General features: G+C 62.5%; 21 protein-coding genes and 1 tRNA gene. 11 read left to right on the forward strand and 11 right to left on the reverse strand.

The annotated features are described in order from the left end of the window. Positions 1-4 precede the first annotated feature (4 nt). Both GOEFS_RS22525 and GOEFS_RS13880 read right to left on the reverse strand, forming a co-directional pair. Entirely contained in the window at positions 5-1,492 is a 1,488-nt protein-coding gene (locus tag GOEFS_RS22525; protein WP_007318557.1) for a S1 family peptidase, read from the reverse strand. A gap of 168 nt (positions 1,493-1,660) precedes the next feature. Further along, positions 1,661-2,596, reverse strand: a complete 936-nt coding sequence (locus tag GOEFS_RS13880; protein WP_040525155.1) for a cobalamin biosynthesis protein — start codon at positions 2,594-2,596, stop codon at positions 1,661-1,663. Positions 2,597-2,664: 68 nt separating this feature from the next. Between GOEFS_RS13880 and GOEFS_RS13885 the strand changes: the two genes are divergently transcribed. Both GOEFS_RS13885 and GOEFS_RS13890 read left to right on the forward strand, forming a co-directional pair. Beyond that, on the forward strand, positions 2,665-3,513 hold the full coding sequence (locus GOEFS_RS13885) for a spermidine synthase (RefSeq protein ID WP_040525156.1): 849 nt from the start codon (positions 2,665-2,667) through the stop codon (positions 3,511-3,513). 119 nt (positions 3,514-3,632) lie between these two features. Beyond that, complete coding sequence (locus GOEFS_RS13890; protein ID WP_007318560.1) at positions 3,633-5,657, forward strand: protein kinase domain-containing protein; 2,025 nt, start codon at positions 3,633-3,635, stop codon at positions 5,655-5,657. Positions 5,658-5,938: 281 nt separating this feature from the next. On the opposite strand, the gene GOEFS_RS13895 is transcribed toward GOEFS_RS13890, so the two are convergent. Both GOEFS_RS13895 and GOEFS_RS13900 read right to left on the reverse strand, forming a co-directional pair. After that, on the reverse strand, positions 5,939-6,754 hold the full coding sequence (locus GOEFS_RS13895; protein WP_007318561.1) for a maleylpyruvate isomerase family mycothiol-dependent enzyme: 816 nt from the start codon (positions 6,752-6,754) through the stop codon (positions 5,939-5,941). Beyond that, a complete protein-coding gene (locus GOEFS_RS13900) occupies positions 6,751-8,055 on the reverse strand; it encodes a family 1 glycosylhydrolase (RefSeq protein WP_373278210.1) in 1,305 nt (434 codons plus the stop codon). Before GOEFS_RS13900 ends, GOEFS_RS13895 begins: the two co-directional genes overlap by 4 nt. A gap of 190 nt (positions 8,056-8,245) precedes the next feature. On the opposite strand from GOEFS_RS13900, the gene GOEFS_RS13905 reads away from it, so the two are divergent. Further along, positions 8,246-8,317, forward strand: a tRNA-Val gene (locus tag GOEFS_RS13905). Positions 8,318-8,452: 135 nt separating this feature from the next. Here the strand turns inward: GOEFS_RS13905 and GOEFS_RS13910 are convergent. Then, positions 8,453-8,947, reverse strand: a complete 495-nt coding sequence (locus GOEFS_RS13910) for a TetR/AcrR family transcriptional regulator (RefSeq protein WP_083837336.1) — start codon at positions 8,945-8,947, stop codon at positions 8,453-8,455. A 791-nt stretch (positions 8,948-9,738) separates the two neighbouring features. On the opposite strand from GOEFS_RS13910, the gene GOEFS_RS13920 reads away from it, so the two are divergent. Next, complete coding sequence (locus GOEFS_RS13920) at positions 9,739-10,194, forward strand: DUF488 domain-containing protein (protein ID WP_040525158.1); 456 nt, start codon at positions 9,739-9,741, stop codon at positions 10,192-10,194. On the opposite strand, the gene GOEFS_RS13925 is transcribed toward GOEFS_RS13920, so the two are convergent. Both GOEFS_RS13925 and GOEFS_RS13930 read right to left on the reverse strand, forming a co-directional pair. After that, positions 10,191-11,045 (reverse strand): DUF8757 domain-containing protein, encoded by an 855-nt coding sequence (locus tag GOEFS_RS13925; RefSeq protein WP_007318566.1) that lies wholly within the window; start codon positions 11,043-11,045, stop codon positions 10,191-10,193. The genes GOEFS_RS13920 and GOEFS_RS13925 overlap by 4 nt on opposite strands. A gap of 193 nt (positions 11,046-11,238) precedes the next feature. Next, on the reverse strand, positions 11,239-11,595 hold the full coding sequence (locus GOEFS_RS13930) for a hypothetical protein (RefSeq protein ID WP_040525159.1): 357 nt from the start codon (positions 11,593-11,595) through the stop codon (positions 11,239-11,241). 88 nt (positions 11,596-11,683) lie between these two features. Here GOEFS_RS13930 and GOEFS_RS13935 point away from each other — a divergent pair, with 88 nt between their 5' ends. Continuing rightward, positions 11,684-12,421, forward strand: a complete 738-nt coding sequence (locus GOEFS_RS13935; RefSeq protein WP_007318568.1) for a sulfite exporter TauE/SafE family protein — start codon at positions 11,684-11,686, stop codon at positions 12,419-12,421. Positions 12,422-12,428: 7 nt separating this feature from the next. Here the strand turns inward: GOEFS_RS13935 and GOEFS_RS13940 are convergent, their stop codons facing one another. The 4 genes from GOEFS_RS13940 to GOEFS_RS23830 all read right to left on the reverse strand — a co-directional run bounded on the left by GOEFS_RS13940 (position 12,429) and on the right by GOEFS_RS23830 (position 14,566). After that, positions 12,429-12,914 carry a peroxiredoxin gene (locus GOEFS_RS13940; RefSeq protein WP_007318569.1) on the reverse strand — a complete coding sequence of 162 codons (486 nt, stop codon included), beginning with the start codon at positions 12,912-12,914 and terminating at the stop codon, positions 12,429-12,431. Further along, positions 12,911-13,330: a DUF3052 domain-containing protein gene (locus GOEFS_RS13945; RefSeq protein WP_007318570.1), complete on the reverse strand. Its 420-nt coding sequence runs from the start codon at positions 13,328-13,330 to the stop codon at positions 12,911-12,913. The genes GOEFS_RS13940 and GOEFS_RS13945 overlap by 4 nt, the downstream gene beginning before the upstream one ends. A 128-nt stretch (positions 13,331-13,458) precedes the next feature. Continuing rightward, entirely contained in the window at positions 13,459-14,058 is a 600-nt protein-coding gene (locus GOEFS_RS13950; RefSeq protein ID WP_007318571.1) for an Rv2240c family protein, read from the reverse strand. 16 nt (positions 14,059-14,074) lie between these two features. After that, on the reverse strand, positions 14,075-14,566 hold the full coding sequence (locus GOEFS_RS23830) for a polyadenylate binding domain-containing protein (protein WP_007318572.1): 492 nt from the start codon (positions 14,564-14,566) through the stop codon (positions 14,075-14,077). A gap of 223 nt (positions 14,567-14,789) precedes the next feature. On the opposite strand from GOEFS_RS23830, the gene aceE reads away from it, so the two are divergent. The 6 genes from aceE to GOEFS_RS13985 all read left to right on the forward strand — a co-directional run bounded on the left by aceE (position 14,790) and on the right by GOEFS_RS13985 (position 23,355). Beyond that, positions 14,790-17,579, forward strand: a complete 2,790-nt coding sequence (aceE, locus tag GOEFS_RS13960) for a pyruvate dehydrogenase (acetyl-transferring), homodimeric type (RefSeq protein ID WP_085949529.1) — start codon at positions 14,790-14,792, stop codon at positions 17,577-17,579. Between the two features lie 165 nt (positions 17,580-17,744). Further along, entirely contained in the window at positions 17,745-19,016 is a 1,272-nt protein-coding gene (locus tag GOEFS_RS13965) for a PucR family transcriptional regulator (RefSeq protein WP_007318574.1), read from the forward strand. Positions 19,017-19,213: 197 nt separating this feature from the next. Beyond that, positions 19,214-20,122, forward strand: a complete 909-nt coding sequence (locus GOEFS_RS13970; protein ID WP_040525174.1) for an ACP S-malonyltransferase — start codon at positions 19,214-19,216, stop codon at positions 20,120-20,122. A 152-nt stretch (positions 20,123-20,274) separates the two neighbouring features. After that, positions 20,275-20,586, forward strand: coding sequence for a meromycolate extension acyl carrier protein AcpM (gene acpM, locus GOEFS_RS13975; protein WP_007318576.1), 312 nt, complete (start codon positions 20,275-20,277; stop codon positions 20,584-20,586). Next, positions 20,583-21,851 (forward strand): KasA/KasB family beta-ketoacyl-ACP synthase, encoded by a 1,269-nt coding sequence (locus tag GOEFS_RS13980; RefSeq protein ID WP_007318577.1) that lies wholly within the window; start codon positions 20,583-20,585, stop codon positions 21,849-21,851. The genes acpM and GOEFS_RS13980 overlap by 4 nt, the downstream gene beginning before the upstream one ends. A gap of 52 nt (positions 21,852-21,903) precedes the next feature. Continuing rightward, positions 21,904-23,355 (forward strand): acyl-CoA carboxylase subunit beta, encoded by a 1,452-nt coding sequence (locus GOEFS_RS13985; RefSeq protein WP_007318578.1) that lies wholly within the window; start codon positions 21,904-21,906, stop codon positions 23,353-23,355. The last annotated feature ends 8 nt before the right edge of the window (positions 23,356-23,363 follow it).

Below are 23,363 nucleotides of genomic sequence, written 5' to 3' on the forward strand. Positions count from 1 at the left end.
GGTTCTACTGAAATGGATTCGGCGGATACGGATTTGGGCCTTGTTGTCCAGGACCAGGCTGTCCGGGCGGGTATTGCCCGGGACGTTGTTGTCCATACCCCGGTTGTCCGGGGTTCTGGTTAGGCGGTTGTTGCTGGCCCGGATACGGCCGAGGCTGTTGCGGAGTGGGCCAATTCGGCTGTTGCGGGCTCTGGGGCTGCTGCGGGCTGGGCTGGGCAGGCCTGGGCTGTTGCGGATTCGGCGGGAACTGTTGACGCTGAGGCTGACCAAAGCCGGGGCCCGCGGCCGGACCGCCCGGGCCGAATACGGGGGGCGATCCCTGTCCACCTGGCTGCCCGAACGGCTGACCCTGACCGGTGAAAGTCTGTTGCGGGCCCGGGAAACCCGAACCGTACGGACCCCCCAAGTTGCCGAATCCACTGCGCGCCTTACGTTTGCGCGAACGGCGGACCAACATCGCGATCAGCAGCAACACAATTAGCGCCGCGACACCGATCGATGGACCGAGCCACACCCACTTATTGAGCGCGGTCGACTCGGAGTCATCGCTATGCGGGGCCGCGAGCGTGACGCCATGCGATTCCAGGTAAGACCGCAACGCGATGTTATCGGTAATGAAGTCAAATGAGGCGGTCTCGTCCGTCGCAACCGATGAGTTAGTGCCGACGACATTGCCGTTCGCGTCGACCGTCGGTCCGCCGGACATTCCCTTCCCCATCCCCGCGGAGATCTCCGTCTTGGTGACCCCCTTGCCGGTGACCTGACGCGACGACACCGTGCCGGTCTTATACGACGGCTGGGGAATGATCGAGGTATCGGTCACGATGCGAACCGCACCGGGAAAACCGACGGCCGTAATAGCCTGCCCCGGTTCGGGCGCGTTGGGCGAAATAGCCAGTGGCACAAGAGGTTGGTTGGCGATCCGCAGTATTGCGTTGTCGCCGTCGTCGAACGTTTGAAAGTCGACGACCTCGGCGGTGATCCAATCGGTAAGCACCTGCCCGGAGCCCGAGGGTTGCTGCACCGACACCGCGCGAGACGGTCCCGAACTCGAGTCACTGGTCGATCCCGACACCGGCCATTTAGCCGCGACCGCGGCTTTGTAGTTCGCCGTGGCCTCGGCATCGGACCATTTCAATTCGTCCGCGAGCATTTCGATCGTCTTCTCGCGAAACGCATTCAAGATCTCGTCGTCTTTGCCGTTGACGCAATGCCCGGCGGTGGCAATCGATCCCTTGGTGTCGACGGCGTAGCCGGTACACGTGGTTGTCAGCGACATTTCCGGAGTCCAGACGGTGCCACTGCGCAGCGGCACCTGGACGAAGGCCTTATAGATTGTCCGAATAAACACAATCGACGGACCGACTTGGCCGGAGATCGACTTCTCCGGCGCAGCCTGCGCGGCAGGTGCGGCCATCAGAGCGGCGAGCAACGCCACGCATAGGGTCACCAGCACGCGCCGCGCGCTGAGTCCGGTATGTGCCTGTCGCATAGCCGTCTATGTCTCCTTGATGTGCGACCTGGACTCGCAGCCCAGCGGGAATCTCCATCGGAGAGTCACCACTGAAAGGCGGTGCCAGCGGCCACCGAATGGCAGATGGCCAAGGCTAACACGACAAAACCAGCGATGACCTGCCCCGGCGCGCGCGAGAAACGAAGTTCAGTCAACCATCCGACACAGAGTGACACCAACGGACAGGGCAGCGGCCGCGTATTGCACGCGCCGGGACAAGGCCACCGCCGCACGGAGATCATCAACCGTGGGGTACGCGCCTGCCCCTAAGACAGGTCGTTCCTCGACATGGGTCGGGTAGATGGTTGTTCCGCCGAGTGAGAAGCCGAGCGCGCCGGCGAACGCCGCTTCAACGACGCCGGCGTTGGGACTGGGGTGATGGTGGGCGTCGTCTCGCCATGTACGCAGCGCCCGGCCCGGTGAGCCGCTCAATGCCGCCGCCAGCAGTCCCGATAGCCGCGCTGGGATCAGGTTCGCCGCGTCGTCGAGTTTCGCGCTCGCCCACCCGAACCGCTCGTAGCGCGGTGTGCGATAGCCGACCATCGCGTCGAGCGTATTGACCATTCGATATGCGAGCACGCCCGGTGCTCCGGCGAATGCGGCGGCGACTAGTGGTCCTACCGCGGCATCGGAGGTGTTCTCGGCAACCGATTCGATGGTGGCGCGGCAGATGCCGGCATCGTCAAGCGCCGCGGGGTCGCGTCCGCACAGGCTCGGGACGAGAGCGCGCGCCGCCGCGATATCGCCCTGTTCGAGGGCATCTGCCATCCGGTCGCCAATTTTGCAGAGTGTCGTGCCGCCGAGGGTCGACCACACCGCGACCCCGACTGCCAGCGCGCCGCCGCGCCGGAGCGCCAACCCCGTTGCCGCAGAAGCGGTTAGGCAGGTTAGGGCGAAGCCAAGACCTGCCCCGCGGGTGTCACGGTACAGCTGCTTTTCGAGCGCGCCTGCCAATTGGCCCATTCCGGCAACCGGATGCAGCCGAGACGGATCGCCGAAAACTCGGTCCGCCAGAACGCCGATCGCGATACCGAGGGCAACTTCGCGTGATCGCTTACCTGGTCGACTCGTCACGCCGGTCATCGTACGAGGAACCGGAGCGAGGCTGACCCGCCGCACACCGCCGACGGCGTTGTGCGACTGTGGTACTCATGGCGAAAACAGCTCCCGCCCCGGTCGAGGGGGTCTACCCGATCGACACGGGCAGCTGTGAACTGGTCCGGGATCGGTTTACCGACGGCTGGTTACTCTCGATCAACGGAGCGCATAGTTCCCATATCGACCCCGACGATCCCCTCGCTCTCGACTTCGAGTACATGCGATACATGGCCGCGTTGCTGGCCGACCGCACCCGGTCCGATGCGACATTGCGCGTCTTACATCTCGGTGGCGCGGGGTGTGCCCTGCCGCGCTACCTGGCGCAGGCATATCCAGCTGCACGCCAAGTTGCCGTCGAGGTCGACGCCGAACTCGCCAGGCTGGTGCGCGACTGGTTCGATTTGCCGCGCGCACCACGATTGCGTATCCGCGTCGGTGACGGCCGCGAAGTCACCGAGTCGCTCACCGCGATGTCACGCGACGTCGTGATTCGTGACGCATTCAGCGGTGAACCGCCCCGCGCGCCAGCGCATTTGACGACAGTGGAGTTCACCGAGTCGGTCCGGCGCGTCCTGGCCGGCGGCGGGCTGTACTTGGCGAATTGCGGTGACAGTCGGGATCTAGCTCTGGCGCGGGCTGAAGTCCGCACGATCTCCGCAATATTTCCGCACGTCGCGTTAGTCGCCGACGCCGGCATGCTCAAAGGGCGCCGGACCGGCAATATTGTCATCGCGGCCAGCGACACGCCGATCGAGGCGTCGTCCCAGCTGGTGAGGACCCTCCTTGCCGATCCACTTCCGGCGCAGGTTGTGGCAGGTAGGCGCGCCGTCGAATTCGGCCGCGGCGAAATACGATATGACCGAGAGGTCGGTTTTCCAAACGACGAACACCAGGTCAACTAGTAAACTCACCCGATGCGACACAACTATCCGCAGATGCGGTTGTCTGCTGGTCATAGGCAGTTCGTATGCTCTTACTGGAATAGCTATGTCAACCCAGCCAACGAGCCAGGGGGCAACAGGTGACGGAAGAATCGTCGAGAGTTGGGACCACGCTTGGTCCCTACCGCATCGATGCGCTGATCGGTCGTGGCGGAATGGGCGAGGTCTATCAGGCCTACGACACAGTTAAAGACCGCACCGTCGCGCTCAAATTGCTCTCCCCGCACCTGGTGGACAACGAAGAATTCCGCACTCGGTTCATGACCGAGTCACGTACCGCGGCCCGGCTCTCTGAGCCACATATCATCCCGATCCACGACTTCGGCGAGATCGACGGTTTGCTTTTCATCGATATGCGGCTTGTCGAGGGACAAGATCTCCGCAGCATCTTGAAACGGGGGCCGATTCCGCCCACACGTGCCGCGAATATTGTCACGCAGATCGCCAATGCGCTCGATGCCGCGCACAAAAACAACCTGGTACACCGTGACGTCAAGCCGGACAACATTCTCATCGACGAGAACGACTTCGCCTACCTCGTAGACTTCGGCATCGCGCACGGTCTCGGTGACACAAGCATGACCATGGCCGGAACCGCGCTTGGTTCGCTGGCCTACATGGCACCTGAACGATTCGGCGACGAACCCGCCGGTCCAGCCGCCGACACCTATTCGCTGGCGTGCGTCCTCTACGAATCGCTGACCGGCCGCCAGCCGTTCATCGGCAGCAGTACCGAATCACTCATCACCGCGCATCTCACCAAGCAGCCCCCGGCGATCGGCATCGCGCTGGATCCGGTGATCGCCTACGGCATGGGCAAGGATCCGACGTCGCGCTACGGATCGACCAAAGAGTTCGCGCGGGCGATCTCGCGGGCACTGGCCACTATGCCTCTGGCACAACAGAATGCGGTGGTCACCCCGCCACGCCCGCAGCCCGCGCAGCCACCACGGCAAACGAGTTGGCCAACATCGTCACCTCCGCCCGGCCCGGCTCCTATCCGTCCCGTTTTCCCCGGCGGCCAGGCGCCTACGACGCCGCAGGTCCCGTCGGGTCCACAGGTTCCATCCGGACCGCAAGTTCCGGGTCCGCAAGTTCCATCTGGTCCGCAGTATCCGACCGGCGCTCCGATGTCGGGCACACACGGAACGCCGTCGACACAATTTTCGTCCGGACCGTCGGGGCCGCAATTCACTTCAGGAGTTGCCGCTGGCTCCGGACCACACGCGCAGCCTCCTGGGACGTCGGGATATGGCCCGCCCGGTCCGCCCACGTATTTCGCCGGTGGGCCTAACATCTCAGGCGCACAAGGACTTCCCCCTGCAGCTGGCAACGCCAAGACCAAGAAGATCGCCATCATCGCGAGTATCGCGCTGTTGGTAGTGGTCCTGGGCACCGTCGGCATTATTGTCGCGACGAGCGGCGGTGACGACGGGCCAGAAAACCCTACGACGACCGGGTCGTCGACACCGAGCGCCAGCACGATCGCCTGTACCTATCGCACAGTGGAGGCCAACGGCCCCACGTCGCCGAAACCGCCTACGCAGCAGCCTAATACAGGCTCGACGATCGTAGACATGGATACTACCCAGGGTGCGTTGACCCTGACATTGGATCGCGCCCAAGCACCCTGCAATTCCGGTGCGGTCGTGTCTCTGGTGAAGAACGGCTACTACGACAACACCACCTGCCACCGACTATCAACGGGAGGCATTCTGTTGATCTGCGGTGACCCTACCGGCACGCAATCGGGCAGTCCCGGTTGGGCGAATATCGACGAGTTTCCGAAGAATTTCGCGTCCACCGGTCAGACCGATACAAAAGGTCGGGCTACCGTGACCTATCCGCGCGGCACAATCGCGCTCGTCAATACCGACCCCACCGAGCGGACCACTGCTTCGGAGGGCACAAGCGCGGGCAAGCTGATTTTCATCCTGAAACCGATGGAGAACGCGCCGATCTTTTCGGCGATCGGCACGCTCGACGAAGCATCATTGGCCATCTTGGATCGGGTCGCCGCCGGTGGATACACTCCGGACAAGGCGAGTAACAACTACGGCCGTCCGAACACGCCGGTGGTTATCTCAACCGCAACCGTGAAATAGGCTGCGCTAGAGCTGGATTCCGCGCCCTGCGCTGGTCGAGTGTATCGAGACCACCGCCCACGGCCGTACAACCTATTTCGACGTCGTCTCACCTAGTCTCGATACACGCGCGTCTCGCTAGCGCTCGGCGAGCGCACTCGACCAACTACACGCACCGCCCACCGCTGGCCGAGTGCCCGACGAGGCGCCAGCCGAGTCGGGTGTATCCACCGCTGGTCGAGTGCCCGACGAGGCCAGCCGAGTCGGGTGTATCGAGACCACCGCCGGCCCCACCGGTCGTCTTAGATCACGTAGTTCAGGCTGCGCGTGATCCGGGCAGCCAGATCGGCATCGCCAACGACGTCGACCGCGGCCGGGTTCGCCGTGGGCCGTCCACCGACCAGTCGCGCCAGCTCAACGGCGTCGACAATGAGCGTGAGGTCCGGTGTGGCAGAACCGAAGTCGGGGACCAGACGTGCCCGCTGTGCCACCTCGACATAGGCGCTCGCCGACGCTGCACCGGTGACGTCGATGCGGACTTTGGTCCCCGGTGCCGCACCAGCCCGCTTACCGATAACGAACGGCAGACTCGCGAAAACCTCCGCGATCGCCCACGTTGCGGGCGCCTGTTGAGTCGGCGGTCCAAGCCGCACGCTGTCACGCAGGTCGACGTCGTGAATCCAACAGTCGAAGATCCGGATCCGCATGAAGCGGCCATAGGTGTCGGGGCCCGCCGGAGTAAGCGCCTCGACGTCGAAGTCACTCTGCGACATAGCATTTAGCGTCGCGGTGCGCACCGCGACGATCTCGTCATAGGCGTCGAGTAGCTGTGTCCGCGAGGATGACGCGAGGTGCCGAAGCCAGCGTTCGTTGAGTTCGCCGATCGGATTGTGTACATGTGCGGCGTCGCTGACGTCGATGTCGGGGACGGCGCGGCCAGCGAGCGTCGACTCTGTGCCGACGATATGCGCGATGATGTCGCCGACGGACCACCCTGGCAGCACCGACGGCCGCGACCACTGCTCGTCGTCGAATTGACCTGCGAGCGTGCGCAATACGCCCCACTGCTCGATCAAGGCGGCGCGCACGTCGTTGATGGGTACGCTCGTCGGTGTCATCGGACCGGCTCCGCACAGCTCGACGGGGCATCGGCGAGGGAACACACCTGGGCCGGGCGAGTCGGCCGGTAGTCGCGTCCGACGCCGCCGCGGCTAATGATGTTGCGGTACACCGCGACTGCGTCGGTTGGCTTACGTCGCAGGCTTGGATCAGTGCGCGCGTCGACGGTATACAGACCGAAACGCGGTGCGAACGAACCCCATTCGTAGTTGTCGGTGAGGCTCCAGTAGTTATAGCCCATTACTGGGATTCCATCAGCTCGCGCGCGCTGCACCCAGTAGATGATGTCGGCCAAATGATCGCCGCGCCGGTAGCCGTCGGCGCGGGGTTTGCCGTTCTCAGTGGCCATCCCACTTTCTACGACGTAGAGCGGCTTACCGGGGAGTTTTCGCGCGTAGTGGCGCAGCGCGTAGTAGATGCCGTCGGCTGCGATACTCGCGTCCCACATCTTGCCGGTGGCAGCGTTGATGGCCCGCAGATCGCTGGGAGCGATCGAGTAGTAATAGTCGATACCGACGAAGTCGAGCTTGTCGGCGATCCTATCCAGATACGTCGTATCAATCGCCGATTCCGCCGTCGGGATATAGGCGACATTAGAACTCACCTTCGCACCGGGCTGCTTGCCGTGGATGTAGTCAAAGATGTTGCGGTGCACCGTGACTAGACGATCCATCATCGCGCCGGTCGCGGTGACCGGCAGACCGCCGTGCCGCACCTCATTGATGACGTACATCAGAGTCTCATTGATGGTGATCCACAGCGGATTCGTGGCGGCATAGCGGTCGACGACGGCTCGTGCGTAGTGCAGCCACTGCCCCGTGATCGCGGCGTTGTTCCAACCACCCCGCCCGGCGACCCAGCCCGGGTACACCCAGTGGTCGATTGTGATCATCGGCCGCATGCCCGCGGCGACAATGGAATTGATCACGTCGTCATAGTAAGCCCAGGCGGCGGGGTCGAATTTTCCCGGTGTCGGCTGCACCCGCGCCCACTCGATGCCGACCCGATATACCTTGACGCCCAAGTCTTTTGCCAGAGCGATATCGGAGCGGTAGCGGTGTCGAAAGTCGACGGAGTTGCCAATCGGCTGCTCGGTCTTGCCCGCGTGGATATAGCGCGTCCAGTTGCTGTCGGGACTGTGGCCTTCACTTTGGAAGCCCGATGCGGCGACTCCCCACATAAAGTCGTCGCCAAGCGGCGACGCGGCGCGGGCGGGACTGGCCACCGCGAAGACCGAGACACACAGTGCACCTACTACCGCCAACCGCAACCCGCTGGCACATAACGAGAACTTGTTCACGCCGTTAGCCTCGCATATCTTCGCCGGAGCGATGTACTGATCGACCGATCAGCGTTGGTCGCCGGATGCGATTGCGCCGTTCTCGGCCTATTGCGCGGCGCGCTGACCTGCCGTTTTGGGTCTCGGGCCGACAACCGCTAAATTCATGTGTTGACTCTGCTCGCGGTTCCCCAATCGCGGCGTGTCACCGGCGCGTATAGCTCAGCGGTAGAGCTCTGGTCTTACACACCAGCGGTCAGGGGTTCAAATCCCTTTGCGCGCACTTTACCTGCACGACGACAAAATTTCAGCGCCGTGGTTCCGGTGTAGATCACGGTAAAGCCCGCCCCGAAGGTCGCGATGGTGGCCTTGCGTCACTATGACTTCTTCGGCATCCTCGAATGAAACTCGACTTGCCCTAGCAAGGGGTAACGGGATCGACGAAGCGGGCTTGGAGGCTGCCGGAGTCGGCGTCCAGTGACCTCCGGAGCAGCGCGTCGAGCACTAGGCCATCAAGCGCTACGCCCATATGGTGCGCTGCGCTCGGATCGTGGCCTCGGTGCACGAGTACTGACAGAAGGCGATCGCGCGACTGCGTCAGTTTGTCCGCCAGGACGCTGTCGTGAAACGCCGCGACCATCAGTTCGTACCGGGCGCGCGTGAAGTCGGCTTCAGTGCCCAGCCAGCGATCTACCTGCTGCTGTACCGATTCGCCTTCTGCTGGCGTGTCGATCGCGAGGAGATGCTCGACCATTGCCGCGACCAGACCGTTCTGATTGTTGAAGTGGTGGCGCGCGGTTCCGTGAGGTACGCCGGCCGCGTCCTCGGCTCCGCGCATCGACCATTTCCTGAACCCGACCTGGCCGAGGAGTCGCAGAGCCGAATCGAGTAGGTGCGTACGCGCTTTCTCCATATGGAGAGTCTAGCTGCTAGAGTAGTTCTCCATGTGGAGAACTGAGGTCGCCTGATGGTCATCTTTTTCGACGTGCTTTTCGGGCTGTGCGTCGTCGCATGCATCTGGTTCAGCGTCTACGTGATCTACCGACTGCTGAGCGAGGATTGAGCTTGGACTATATATACAGCGGCCTGCGCAGTAGGCGCTCTGACCAGCTGCTGTGCCGAGTTCAGTTCCATGAACCAGCGGTCGGGGGTTCAAATCCCTTTGCGCGCACTCAGTTTGAGAGAGGTCAGGTGCCATTCATCGGTGTTTGAGGCACAAATGTTCCGCACGGCCCCAAGTTCGGGTGGTTGTGACGTATGCAGGATCCCGTCGTCGGAAGTACCCGAACAGATGCTTGATGAACAGTTTGCCGAGCGAACGGGCAGCGGTCTTCGACACTCTGTCGCACAGGCCTCGCTCATACTCCTCGGGAATTCGTTCGAGAAGCGTCTCACCGACGGTAGGACGCTTCCCAACGCGTCCTGAAGGCAAAACCGTCAAGAACCGTGTGGCACCTTGACGTGAGCGTGGGCACCGCCTCGTCGGTAAGGAACGAGCAGCGGCCCTCGAGGACAGAGTGTGCTCGCCTTGTTGCCCTCGGAGCCCGACGCACCCATCTCCTACCGGCCCGACGACCAGAACGAGTAATGCATGGTGATGCGGGACGTCGAGGGCAACGAGTTCTGCCTCGACTAGAGTCGTTGTGACACAGTCTGGCAATCCGCAGCAGACCGACGCGATTCGATGAGGCAGGATTGCACACTATGCAGGACGGCTCGCATTCCAAGGAAGTTCTCGTCAGCGTCGGATACGAAGGTAGGTCGGCCGACGATCTGGTTGCCCGGCTCCTCGACGAAGGCGTGGGTGTGCTAGTTGATGTCCGACTAACACCCCTTAGCCGCAAGCCTGGTCTATCGAAAACGAAACTCTCCGCGGCATTAGCCGCGGTGGATATCAAGTATGTCCACCACCGCGCACTCGGCAACCCAAAGGAAAATCGCGATGGGTTTCGCGCCGGCGAGCCTCAATCCATCGAGCGCTACCGTCGGCTACTCGAAGGGCCTGACGCAGGGAAAGCACTCGCACACGTCACCGAACTACTTGATGGACAAATCGTTGCACTCCTTTGTTTCGAACATGATCATTCCGAGTGTCATCGAAATCTTGTGGTTGACCGCCTTCTCGCAGACCGGCCGAATGCGCGGATAGTTCACGCCTAGAACAGCGTGAACTCCTTCTTAGGTGTCCACAATCCGAGTACTGAGAACGAACGACGCCGACGGTTCTGGTTACCGACATAAAAATGAGTATCCTTGTCCTCATCCAAAAGCTCATCCCGCCATTTCTCCATCATCATTTCTCGTGCTCGCTGGTCACCATTCTCTTCTCGCCATCGTCGGCCAGCAGCGCCAACCTCCCAGTCCAACGCCTTCTGAGCGTGCGAACGACATTCGGGAAAAGCGCACTTGTAGTGATAAATCACCGCGTAAGGCGCCGGTTCCAACGCGGCCAGCTCCGTGCCGAATAGATCTGGCGCAGACGCTCGCTCGATCTTCCGTTGTTCGGACTCCGTCCACGGATCACCATCTCTGACTTCTACCTTGACATCATGCGGTTTGATTAACCCGAGCGACGGCGATGGCAAGGCCATGTGCCCCTTCGGATTCGCAGCGATAAGCTCGCAAGTGCTCGTTGCCCCGATTAGATCGCCCATATATGAACGTCTAAGCGCCCAATTGGAGGATGGCCCAACCATCTCAATATGTTCGAGTTCGTCCTGCCGAGGGCGAAATGACTCGGGACGATTGTCTGAACTTTGGTGAGACGTACCGTTCAGTTTGATTCGTTCGTACTTCTTGAACCGTTGCGCGAAGTCGGTATTCCTGAACTTGACCGGATAGAGGCGAATCCACTCCGGACCTCCTCGGTCGATCCGAACACCTGCCACACAGACAGTCTCACCGTACGTATCGGACGGGTTCGGATAGGTCTTTACCGTGACCATTACCTCAGCAGACTCGTCACCAGGCCGCGGCGCCGGGATCTGCGCCGCGTCCTGAGTCGAATTCATAACTCTCCCCCTGGCGACAGCCGAGTCGCTCCACCTATCCATCCCCAGTTCATGTATTGACAGTAACGAGGAACAACGACGGTGTCCTGAGAAATATGATTTGGCTCCGACTCGATTTCGTCGCAGCCAAGGATTCGAAGCCGGTATTCGTCGACCTATGACACAAACTCTCGAATCTTGGCCACCCAGCTCGTCACTGCCCGTACGTGTACCTCAAATTCGCATTGATAAGCTCGCCAATTCGTTGGCAGAAATGTCGTTTCAGACGATCCTCGAGCTCTGGACCGTCGATGAGAAGCGTCCATCGAAGATCGGTGCCACCGCGGCGCGGCGTCAGTTCGAAATCGATCTGAGCGTCGATGCGACGGGACCAAATCGAGGACCACACGATCCGATCCGGTCGCCCGGCATAAATCACGGCCGGTTTAACCTCATCATCGAGCAAATGCAGCCATAACCGCGACGGCTGGCGGTTCGGTGCGAGCAAATCGTCGAACACCGCCCAGGGCGGCGCGGGTTGATTCCGCATCCTCGACGCCACCGATTCCATCGCCCCAGATTAGCGGCGAGCTCACGCTCGGTCACACCCGACGGACGCGACGACGAGCCAGCCAAGCCCGCCCCGTAACCTCACCGAAGTGACTGCCCTCGACCTTGCCTTCCTCGTCGTCGCGGGTTTTGCGACCGGCGTCGTTGGCTATGTGTCAGGGCTCGCGTCCATTATTTCGTATCCGGCACTGCTTGCCGTCGGGCTTTCGCCGCTCGCGGCCAATGTCACTAACACCGTCTCACTGGTCGCTGTCGGCGTCGGGGCCACCGCGAAAGCCAGCAGAAAATTGCTCGAGCGCGGCCGGACGCTCGCTATCTGGGCCGCCTGCGCAGCGGCGGGCGGCGTGGTCGGTGCACTTCTGCTCCTGATCTCGCCCGAGGAGTCATTCGAGACTGTCGTGCCCTACCTGGTCGGTATGGCATCGATCGCGTTGCTGGCCCAACCGCTCGTCCGTCGGCATATCGGCGATGCCGAAGTACCGCATATCATCCCTGTCGCCGTGTTCGTAATCTCTATCTACGGCGGCTATTTCGGCGCAGGCGCAGGTGTCATTTTCCTGGCGCTGCTATTGATATTCACCGCCGAATCCATGTGGAACGTAGCGATTCTCAAGAGTTTTCTGCTCGGAACCAGCAATCTGGTCGCCGCAGTTATCTTCGGCGTCACCGGCCCCGTCCACTGGACCGCTGCGTTGGCATTGGGAGCCGGGGCATTGGTCGGCGGTTGGTGCGGGCCGCCGATCGTCGCAGTCATTCCGCCAACGGTGTTACGCGTCGGGGTGGGCATCGGCGGCCTCGGACTCGCGGGCTGGCTCGCGCTGAGCTAGCGGCCAGTCAGCTCGCGGCGACCCGCAATGCCTCGTCCCACACCGAATCATCGCGTGGCGCACCAGGTTCGGACGCATGTGCGTACAGCACCGTGCCATCCCGGTCCACGACGAACGTCCCGCGCAACGAATACCCCCGATGCTCGTCGAAAACGCCGTACTGCCGGGCGATCTCACCATGTGGCCAGAAGTCCGACAGGATTGGAAATAGGAACGCCTGCGCGACCGACCACACCTTGTGCGTTGGCGGTGGCCCCACCGAGATGGCGACGGTGACATGTGACTGGGAGTCGAACTCGGGCAACCGATCTCGAATCATGCCCAGTTCGCCTTCGCAATTGCCGGTGAACGCGAGCGGGAAGAAGACCAGAACCACCCGGCGGTCGTCACGAAGAGCTTCGAGTTCGACGAGTTGATTGTTTTGGTCGCGCAGAGCGAACTCGGGTGCACGGGACCCAACCGACACTGGGTCGGCGGTTCGCGCAGACGTCATGCGCGTTTGCCCCGGGATTTCGGTTGGACCAGGCGCGCCGCCGACCACTGCCCGAGGCTGGCGACCGAAGTCTGCGTGAGGCCCGCGGTGGGTGCCGCCTCGGCGATCTCACTGGGGTCAACGTGGCCGTCGTTACCGGTCTTCGGTGAAAGAACCAAAATGTAACCATCGTCGGCCAGCGGCGTGATCGCATCCATCAGAGCATCGACGAGATCGCCGTCGTCTTCACGCCACCACAGCACGACAACGTCGATTACGTCATCGGCATCCTCGTCAAGCATTTCCGAGCCGATGACTTCCTCGATGTCGGCCCGCAGGTCGTCGTCGGTGTCTTCGTCCCAGCCGAGTTCTTGCACCACCAAACCGGACGTGAATCCAAGCTTGTGGGCACCACTACCCTCTGTGGCGGATACCACCGCGTGCGACCTCCTTGATCTGTGCCGACTCTGCCGACCGTGTCAGATTGCGCGATACCGCGCAACTTGGGTTACCCGAACAGCCTAGAGCCTTCATCCACGCTACGAGTAGTCGCGGGCGAAATTCTTCAGCTCGGCCGAGCCGGAACCGATGAACTCGGCCGGCTCGACGACGTCGACGGAACGGCCTTCGACGAGGATGGCGCCTTTCTCGGCTGCGTCGATGCCGACGGGATGTACCGAGCACACAGGTCGATGGTGGCCTGTCGCTCGCGCGTCCACACCGCCGCGACGGAATTGAGCTGCGCGCTTTGTTTGGCTCCGATGAGATTGTTCAGCGACGCACCCGCGGACAGGAATTCGCGCACCGAGTCGGCGAGGTCGACTGGCAGATCGTTGGTCAACTTGGGACGAATCTCGTTGGCGCCCACCGCAAGTTGCTCTCGCGCCTTGGTGTCGAGCCCACGCAGCTTCGTGTAGCTCTGAGTCTTGTTGAGCGCGTTGATAAATGCGTTGTACTCGCGCACCATCGCCGCCATCGACGGAATTGCCTGCTCGCACAACGCGATCGCTTGCACCCGTGCGCGCACAGCGGCCGCCGAGCTTTGTTCGGCCCGGTAGGCCGACACCTGGCCAGACGGTGCCGACGCCGTGCCGTCGATGGTCTGACAGCCCGCCGTCAGCGCCACCGCACCCAAACCGAGCACCGTCGCGAACAGTGCACGCATTGACCTCATCAACTGCCTATCCGGCCAGCCCCTGTTGTCGCGCCAGCCCCTTGATTCTGTTCAATTCCGAGATATTGCCGATAATTGCTATCCAGTTGTAAATCAATGCCGAAATAATGCCCCACCAGCCAAGTATGAGGCAGTGCGTCTGAGCATTCCAGAAACCTTTGCGCACTTCGTCATACGTTCCGGTGACAACCGTATCGCTCCACTGCGCCAAGATGATCAGTCCGGTGTGCTTGCGGAACTTTGCCTGGAAGATTCCCGGTGGCAATGGCTGCGCGAACTGCTGAGGCGGGTACGGCTGCGGATAGCCCTGCGGCGTGGGATACCCCGGTTGAGCTGGCTGGCCCGGGTACGGCTGCTGAGGGTACGGCTGGGCTGGATCCCCCTGTGCCGGATATGGCTGCTGCGGGTTTCCCTGCGGCATAGGCGATTGGGCGGCGGGATACCCCGAGCCGGGATACGGTGATCCGGCGGGCGGCTGCCCGTAATGCGGGTCAGTCACACGTGTCGGGTTCCCCTCGTTTGCGATCTGTATTGCAAGTTGTGTGCCAGCAAACTTTAGCTCTCACACGTCGATGACGACGAAAAGTTACGCCACTCGACGTACACGATGTCGGTGACTTGCGGCACCATGGCTAGTGAGCACGTGCCCGGATCACCCCTACCGGAACGTGACGCACCCCGCCGTCCCACCACAGTGCGGTCGGCTTCGATTCGACAGAACAGTGAGATCAATTGTGGGCGACCAGCCGACCGATCCAGCAACAACTCCCGCCGCCAAGCGTGTGCGTGTCATACGCGAGGGCGTCGCGTCATATCTGCCCGACATCGATCCGGCGGAGACATCGGAATGGTTGTCCTCGCTCGACGGGCTCATCGAATCAGCTGGCCCCGCGCGAGCGCGCTATTTGATGCTTCGCTTGCTCGAGCGCGCTGGCGAGCAGCACGTGTCGATCCCCTCGTTGATGTCGACGGACTATGTCAACACGATTCCGACCGAAAACGAGCCGTGGTTCCCGGGCGACGAAGACACCGAGCGCCGCTTTCGCGCCTTCATCCGCTGGAACGCCGCCATCATGGTGCACCGCGCGCAGCGGCCAGGCGTCGGCGTTGGCGGTCATATCTCGACGTACGCGTCATCGGCGTCGCTGTACGAGGTCGGTTTCAATCACTTCTTTCGCGGTCACGACCATCCAGGCGGCGGCGACCAGATTTTCATCCAGGGACACGCTTCACCGGGAATCTACGCCCGCGCCTACCTCGAAGGCCGGATCGACGAGCATCGCATGGACGGTTTCCGTCAGGAACACAGTCATGCTGGTTTGGGCGGCGGCCTACCGTCGTATCCGCATCCTCGGCTGATGCCCGAGTTCTGGCAGTTCCCGACGGTATCGATGGGCCTCGGTCCCATGAACGCCATCTACCAGGCACGATTCAATCACTACCTGCACGACCGCGGCATTCGCGACACCTCCGATCAGCATGTCTGGGCATTCCTCGGCGACGGCGAGATGGACGAGCCCGAATCGCGCGGTCTACTGCACGTGGCAGCGACCGAAGGGCTCGACAATCTGACGTTCGTCGTCAACTGCAACTTGCAGCGACTCGACGGCCCGGTCCGCGGCAACGGCAAGATCATCCAGGAACTTGAGTCGTTCTTCCGTGGCGCCGGTTGGAATGTCATCAAAGTTGTCTGGGGACGCGAGTGGGATGCCCTGTTACACGCCGATCGCGATGGTGCGCTAGTCAACCTGATGAACTCGACCCCCGATGGCGACTATCAGACCTACAAGGCCAACGACGGCGCGTTCGTCCGTGAACATTTCTTCGGTCGCGACCCGCGTACCAAAGAACTCGTCAAAGACCTCACCGACCCGCAGATCTGGAATCTCAAACGCGGCGGGCACGATTACCGAAAGATCTACGCGGCATACGCGGCGGCGATGTCGCATAAGGGGCAGCCGACGGTCATCTTGGCGAAGACTATCAAGGGTTACACCCTGGGCACGCATTTTGAGGGCCGCAACGCGACTCATCAGATGAAGAAGCTGACCCTCGACGACCTCAAAGCGTTCCGCGACACCAACCGGATCCCGATCACCGACGCCCAGTTGGAAGAGGATCCATATCTGCCGCCGTATTACCACCCGGGGACGGACGCACCGGAGATCGAGTACGCGCTAGCCCGCCGCAAAGCGCTCGGCGGGTTCCTGCCCAATCGAGCACCAAAGTCCAAGCCGCTGCATCCCGATACCTCCGGCGCACTCAAGGTCGCCGCGAAGGGTTCTGGCAAACAGCAGGTAGCTACGACAATGGCGTTGGTCCGCATCTTCAAGGACCTTCTGCGCGACCCGGAGATCGGCGATCGCATCGTCCCGATCATCCCCGACGAAGCACGCACCTTCGGCATGGACTCCTGGTTCCCATCGCTCAAGATCTACAACCGCAACGGGCAGTTGTACACCTCCGTCGACGCGCAGTTGATGCTCGCGTACAAAGAGAGCGCCGTGGGGCACATCCTGCACGAGGGCATCAACGAAGCCGGTTCGGCGGCATCGTTCACCGCGGTCGGGACGTCGTATGCGACGCAGCACGAGCCGATGATTCCGCTCTACATCTTCTATTCGATGTTCGGCTTCCAACGCACCGGCGACAGCCTGTGGGCCGCCGCCGATCAGATGGCCCGCGGTTTCGTCATCGGCGCTACCGCCGGACGGACCACTTTGACCGGCGAAGGCTTACAGCACGCCGACGGTCACTCGCCGCTGCTGGCCGCCACCAACCCCGGCGTCGTGGCATATGACCCGGCCTTCGCCTACGAGCTCGCCCATATCGTCGATGACGGACTGCGCAGGATGTACGGCGATTCGCCGGAGAATGTGTACTTCTACATCACGGTATACAACGAGCCCTACACACAGCCGGCTCAACCAGAAAACCTCGACGTCGCGGGACTGCTCAAGGGTATCTATCGCTACGCCGACGCTGACGGGACCAAGCAATACCCGGCGAACATCCTCGTATCGGGTGTGACCATGCCCGACGCGGTGCGCGCCCAGCAACTGCTCGCTGACGAATGGGATGTTGGCGCGTCGGTGTATTCGGTGACCTCGTGGAGCGAACTCGCCCGCGACGGTCTACGCGCGGACCGCGACGAACTACGCGAGCCGGGTGCCGCTGTCACCCAGCCGTATCTCACCGAGGTCCTTGGTGATGTCGCGGGCCCCTTCGTCGCGGTCAGCGACTATATGCGAGGTGTCCCCGAACAGATCCGGGCATATGTGCCGGGTACATATCTGACCCTCGGCACCGACGGCTTCGGGTTCTCCGATACGCGTCCGGCCGCTCGACGTTTCTTCAACGTCGATGCTGAGTCGATCGTCGTCGCGACGCTGCTGGCTCTGGCGCGCGACGGCCACCTTGATCGTTCGGTGGCTGCGCAGGCCGCGGAAAAATATCAGATCACCGACGTGAGTGCGGCGCCGATTTCGTTGGCGGACACCGGCAGCGCATAGCGAAGTATCGGGCCACAAACCACTGGAAATGTCCCCGACACAAGAGCAGGCGGCGATATAGCGCCTGCTCGCGTGTCGGGGACATTTCCAGTCGTACTCGTCGCCGAACGGTCGCCAGTCGCGGGTCAACGGTGGATATTGGCGCTCCGGGGCTAGATTGAAGTCATGTCCGACGCCCGCCTCAACCAGCAACCTCCCAGCATGGACGTCTTCGGGGAACGTGGCGCGCACGTACCGGCTCCCGCAACAGTCCACGACGCGCTGCCGGACACGTTGCTGCGCCGTGTCAAGCAGTACAGCGGGCGGCTGGCAACCGAGGCGGTTCACTCGATGTCGGATCAACTCCCCTACTTCGGTGACCTCGACGCAGCCCAGCGTGCCAGCGTGCAGTTGGTGGTGCAGACCGCGGTCGTGAACTTCGTCGAATGGATCCAAGACCCGGAGGGCAACGTCAAGTTCACCGTCCAGGCGTTTCAGGTCGTGCCGCAAGACCTGGCCCGGCGGATCACTCTGCTGCAGACGGTCGAAATGGTCCGCGTCGCAATGGAATTCTTCGAGAAGTGGCTGCCACTGCTGGCCCGCAATGACGCCCAGCTGCGGGCGTTGACCGAGTCGGTCCTGCGTTACGGCCGCGAAATCGGCTTCGCCGCGGCATCGATCTACGCTTCGGCAGCCGAGTCGCGCGGCGCGTGGGATTCTCGCTTGGAAGCGCTTGTCGTCGACGCCGTGGTTCGTGGCGATACCGGGGCACAACTCCTCTCGCGTGCCGCCGCACTCAACTGGGACTCCGATGCGCCGGCCACCGTCATCGTCGGGACACCGCCGCCCGAACAAAACGTCTCGGTACCGCTGGCCATTCACAACACGGCTAAGCAATACGACCGGTCGGCATTGTCGGTGGTACAGGGTTCGTTCCTAGTGGCGATCGTGAGTGGGTCGGTGCGGTCGACCGAACGCTTTATGAGCGACCTGCTGGATCACTTCGCCGACGCTCCGGTTGTCATCGGGCCGACGACGCCCAACCTCAGCACCGCTCATTCGAGCGCCGTCGAGGCGATGGCCGCGATTGAAGCTGTGGCCGGATGGCCGGGAGCGCCGCGACCGGTGCACAGTCTTGAGTTGCTACCCGAGCGCGCACTGAACGGGGACGAGACCGCGACCAAGGCTCTCATCGATTCGGTAACCACTCCGCTGTCGAAAGGCGGCGAGACCCTCAACACGACGCTGGAGACCTACCTTGACACCGGGGGATCCGTCGAAGCATGCGCGCGCGAACTGTTCGTTCATCCAAATACTGTGCGCTATCGACTAAAAAAGATCGCTGAAATGACGCGGCGTGACGCAACTAACCCTCGAGACGCGTACGTCCTACGCGTGGCCACAACCATTGGACGATTGACACAGTTCAAGCAAAAAATGCGCTCACACGCCACATGAGTAACACTCGTAACCGTCGGGTAAGTTGCGTTCGTGCAGTTGAGGCCCTTTTGGACTCATTTTGGTAACGAGTCACAGGGTGATGACAGCCTCAGCACGCCCCGACCCAAGTTTGTAGGACTCCCACAAAGACGCGCCTCAAGGTTCATCGAGCCCAACACCCACGAATAGGGGGTTGAGGGTGTTTTCTAGTGGACGTGCTTTCCTTGCTTGCGCCCGGACAGGGCTCCCAGACACCCGGCATGCTCACTCCATGGCTTGAGCTCGCCGGTGCACGTGACCAGTTGGCCACGTGGTCGAAGCAGATCAGTCTGGACCTCGAACGCCTCGGCACGACTGCCACCGCCGACGAGATCACCGACACCGCGATCACCCAGCCGCTCGTTGTCGCCGCGGCACTACTCGCATACGACGAACTCGCCAAGCGGCATTCAATCCCCGCCAACACAATCGTTGCCGGGCACTCGGTCGGCGAACTCGCCGCGGCAGCCATCAGCGGTGTCATCTCGGCCGACGAAGCAGTGACACTCGCCGCCATCCGCGGCGCCGAGATGGCCAAGGCTTGCGCACTAGAACCCACCACAATGGCAGCGGTACTCGGCGGCGACGAGGAGCAAGTGCTCGCCCGTCTGGCAGAGCTCGATCTCGTACCGGCTAACCGCAATGCCGTCGGTCAGATCGTCGCGGCCGGCAAAGTCGAGGCGATCGACGAATTGATCGCCACTCCACCCGAGCGCGCCCGCATCCGCAAACTGGCCGTCGCGGGCGCCTTCCACACGAAATACATGGCTCCGGCCCAGGACGCGGTCGCCAAAGCTGCGACCGATATCACACCGTCGGACCCCACGTTCACCCTTTTGTCGAATTCCGACGGACAGGCTGTAACGAATGGGGCCGAAGCACTGACAAAACTAGTAGCGCAGGTGACCAGTCCCGTTCGCTGGGACCTGTGTTCGGTATCCATGCGTGACGCTGGCACCGATGCCATCGTCGAATTGCCCCCGGCCGGCACCCTGGTCGGAATCGCCAAACGCGAACTCAAGGGCACTCCGACGCGGGCGTGTAAGACACCCGAAGACCTGTCGGGCATCACTGAACTTGGATAGCGGTCGCGGACCACAGTTGTCCGCGACCCCCGGACCGCCGGAGATTCTCCGGCGAATCCAAGCGGCTGCACAGCCGCCCGGAAGTACTAACCCAGTACATATGACAAGCGCGCTCTGATCGTTAGAGCTCAAACCGAGAAGGGAGCCACGCCGTGGCCGCCACCCAGGAAGATCTCATCGCCGGCATTGCCGAGATCATCGAGGAAGTTACCGGCATCGAGCCGTCCGAGGTGACGATGGAGAAGTCCTTCGTTGACGACTTGGACATCGACTCGCTGTCGATGGTGGAGATCGCCGTCCAGACCGAGGACAAGTACGGCGTGAAGATCCCCGATGAGGACCTCGCTGGCCTGCGTACCGTCGGCGACGCCGTCGGCTACATCCAGAAGCTCGAGGCTGAGAACCCCGAGGCCGCCGCGGCAATCGCTGCCAAGGTCGCCGAGGACAAGAAAGCTGGCGCGTGACCGCGTCGCTCCGCGACTACTCCACTCTGGGAGGCAACTTCCCCAGCGTGGTGGTGACCTCTATGGTCGCCACCACATCGCTGGGCGTCGACCTCGACTCGACGTGGGACGGACTGGTTGCCGGTAAGTCGGGCATTCGCGCACTGACCGATGACTTTGTCACTCAGTACGGCGAGCTCCCCTGCCGCATCGGCGGGCGCCTGCTGCAAGACCCGTCCGAAGAAGTCACCCGTGTCGAGGCTCGCCGGATGGCGTATGTCGAGCGAATCGCACATGTGATGAGCAAGCGCCTGTGGGCACAGGCCGGCGAACCGGAGGTCGACAAGGACCGCCTCGCTGTCGTCCTTGGCACCGGCCAAGGCGGCGGCGACGCAATGGTCGACGCTGTCAAGGCCATCGAGACCAGTGGTAATTACCGCAAGGTATCTCCGCTCGCGGTGTCGATGGCCATGCCCAACGGACCGGCCGCGGTCACCGGACTCAACGTCGGCGCACGCGGCGGTGTGATCACCCCGGTGTCGGCCTGCTCGTCTGGTGCCGAGGCCATCGCCCACGCGTGGCGTCACATCGTGATGGGCGACGCCGACATGGTTGTCACCGGTGGCGTCGAAGGTCATATCGATGCGATCCCGATCGCGGCGTTCTCGATGATGCGTGCGATGAGCACGCGCAACGACGACCCGGCGGCGGCTTCGCGGCCGTTCGACAAGGATCGTGACGGATTCGTGTTCGGCGAGGCCGCAGCGATGCTGATCCTCGAACGCGAAGAGCACGCGGTTGCTCGCGGCGCACATATCCACGCTCGCGTACTCGGCAGCGGCATCACGTCTGACGGTTTCCACCTCGTCGCACCCGACCCCAGCGGTCAGGGCAACGCCCGTGCGATGGCCCGTGCGATCCAGACCGCCGGACTGACTAAAGCCGACATCGCATTCGTGAACGCACACGCCACTTCGACGTCCATCGGCGACACCGCCGAGGCAGTCGGAATCAAGTCGGCAATCGGTGACCAGGCTGCGGTGTACGCACCGAAGTCCGCTTTGGGTCACTCCATCGGCGCGGTGGGAGCACTGGAGTCAGTGCTGACCATCAAGTCGGTTGAAGAAGGCGTTATCCCGCCCACTCTGAACCTGGAAAACCAGGATCCCGAGTGCGACATCGATGTTGTCCACGGCGAAGCTCGCCACGGCCAGATCGATTACGCCATCAACAACTCGTTCGGATTCGGCGGCCACAACGTGGCAATCGCATTCGGACGCTACTGAATCCCACCACGCGATAGTCACCCAGCTACACCCACAGATACAGGAGAGAGCGATGACCACATTGGCTCCCATCACCGGCCATGAGGAAGCGGCAGATCCCCGAGATCCGCTGTTGCGCTTGACCAACTTCTTCGACGAAGGTTCGATGTCGCTTCTGCACCCCCGCGATAAGTCGGGTGTGCAAGCAGCCATCGGTTTGGTCAACGGTGTTCGCACCGTCTCGTACTGCACTGACGGCACCGTGATGGGCGGTGCCATGGGTGTGGTTGGGTGTGCCCATATCGTCAATTCGATTGACACCGCCATCGCCGAACAGGCTCCGGTCGTCGGCATCTGGCATTCGGGCGGCGCCCGTCTCGCCGAAGGCGTCGAAGCACTGCACGCCGTCGGCCAGGTCTTCGAGGCGATGGTTCGCGCTTCGGGCTATATCCCACAGATTTCCGTCGTCGTCGGCTTTGCCGCCGGCGGTGCGGCATACGGCCCGGCCTTGACCGACGTCGTGATTATGGCGCCTGCCGGCCGCGTATTCGTCACCGGCCCCGACGTCGTTCGCAGCGTCACCGGCGAGCAGGTCGACATGGAGTCGCTCGGCGGTCCGCTTACCCACGGCAAGAAGTCCGGCGTCAGCCACATCACCGCCGATTCCGAGCCAGATGCCCTGTGGCGCGCACGTCGCTTGGTGTCTACCTTCAGCCAGCAAGGCCATTTCAACCGCGAGAAGGCCGAGGCGGGCGACACCGACCTCAAAGCACTGCTCCCCGAGTCCAACCGGCGCGCCTACGACGTCCACCCGGTCATCACCCAACTCCTCGACACCGAGTTGGCAGCCGACGGCGAGACCGAGATCTCCAGTTTCGAAGAGATCCAGGCGAAATACGCGCCCAACATCGTCGTCGGATTCGGTCGCCTCTCGGGCCGCAGCGTCGGCGTCATCGCCAACAACCCGCTGCGGATGGGCGGCTGCCTCAACTCGCTGTCCGCGGAGAAGGCCGCACGCTTCGTGCGCCTGTGCGACGCGTTCGGCATTCCGCTGATCGTCGTCACCGACGTCCCCGGTTACCTGCCCGGCGTCGGGCAGGAGTGGGACGGCGTGGTGCGCCGCGGCGCCAAGTTGCTGCATGCGTTCGCCGAGTGCACGGTTCCCCGCGTCACCCTGGTGACCCGCAAGATCTACGGCGGCGCCTACATCGCGATGAACTCACGCGCTCTTGGTGCGACGGCCGTATTCGCTTGGCCCGGTTCGGAAGTCGCCGTCATGGGCGCCAAAGCCGCGGTCGGCATCCTGCATAAGAAGGCGCTCGCCGCCGCACCCGACGACGAGCGCGAAGCATTGCATGAGCGCCTTGCCGTCGAACACGAGGCTATCGCCGGCGGCGTTGGCCGCGCACAGTCGATCGGCGTCGTCGACGAGATCATCAATCCCGCACTGACCCGTTCGAAGATCGCCGAGGCACTTGCTTCGGCACCGGCCCGGCGCGGCCGTCACAAGAACATCCCGTTGTGAGTTAACTA

This window comes from Gordonia effusa NBRC 100432 (assembly GCF_000241305.1).
In the GTDB taxonomy this organism is placed as follows: Bacteria; Actinomycetota; Actinomycetes; order Mycobacteriales; family Mycobacteriaceae; genus Gordonia; species Gordonia effusa.

What these genes read in the sequence shown, in the direction of transcription:
- GOEFS_RS13940 (WP_007318569.1), bottom strand. Translation starts at nt 12,914, where the DNA reads ATGACGTCTGCGCGAACCGCCGACCCAGTGTCGGTTGGGTCCCGTGCA.
- GOEFS_RS22525 (WP_007318557.1), bottom strand. Translation starts at nt 1,492, where the DNA reads ATGCGACAGGCACATACCGGACTCAGCGCGCGGCGCGTGCTGGTGACC.
- GOEFS_RS13985 (WP_007318578.1), top strand. Translation starts at nt 21,904, where the DNA reads ATGACCACATTGGCTCCCATCACCGGCCATGAGGAAGCGGCAGATCCC.
- GOEFS_RS13895 (WP_007318561.1), bottom strand. Translation starts at nt 6,754, where the DNA reads ATGACACCGACGAGCGTACCCATCAACGACGTGCGCGCCGCCTTGATC.
- GOEFS_RS13930 (WP_040525159.1), bottom strand. Translation starts at nt 11,595, where the DNA reads ATGGAATCGGTGGCGTCGAGGATGCGGAATCAACCCGCGCCGCCCTGG.
- GOEFS_RS13910 (WP_083837336.1), bottom strand. Translation starts at nt 8,947, where the DNA reads ATGGAGAAAGCGCGTACGCACCTACTCGATTCGGCTCTGCGACTCCTC.
- GOEFS_RS13885 (WP_040525156.1), top strand. Translation starts at nt 2,665, where the DNA reads ATGGCGAAAACAGCTCCCGCCCCGGTCGAGGGGGTCTACCCGATCGAC.
- GOEFS_RS13920 (WP_040525158.1), top strand. Translation starts at nt 9,739, where the DNA reads ATGCAGGACGGCTCGCATTCCAAGGAAGTTCTCGTCAGCGTCGGATAC.
- GOEFS_RS13880 (WP_040525155.1), bottom strand. Translation starts at nt 2,596, where the DNA reads ATGACCGGCGTGACGAGTCGACCAGGTAAGCGATCACGCGAAGTTGCC.
- GOEFS_RS13950 (WP_007318571.1), bottom strand. Translation starts at nt 14,058, where the DNA reads ATGCGTGCACTGTTCGCGACGGTGCTCGGTTTGGGTGCGGTGGCGCTG.
- GOEFS_RS13965 (WP_007318574.1), top strand. Translation starts at nt 17,745, where the DNA reads ATGTCCGACGCCCGCCTCAACCAGCAACCTCCCAGCATGGACGTCTTC.
- GOEFS_RS13925 (WP_007318566.1), bottom strand. Translation starts at nt 11,045, where the DNA reads ATGAATTCGACTCAGGACGCGGCGCAGATCCCGGCGCCGCGGCCTGGT.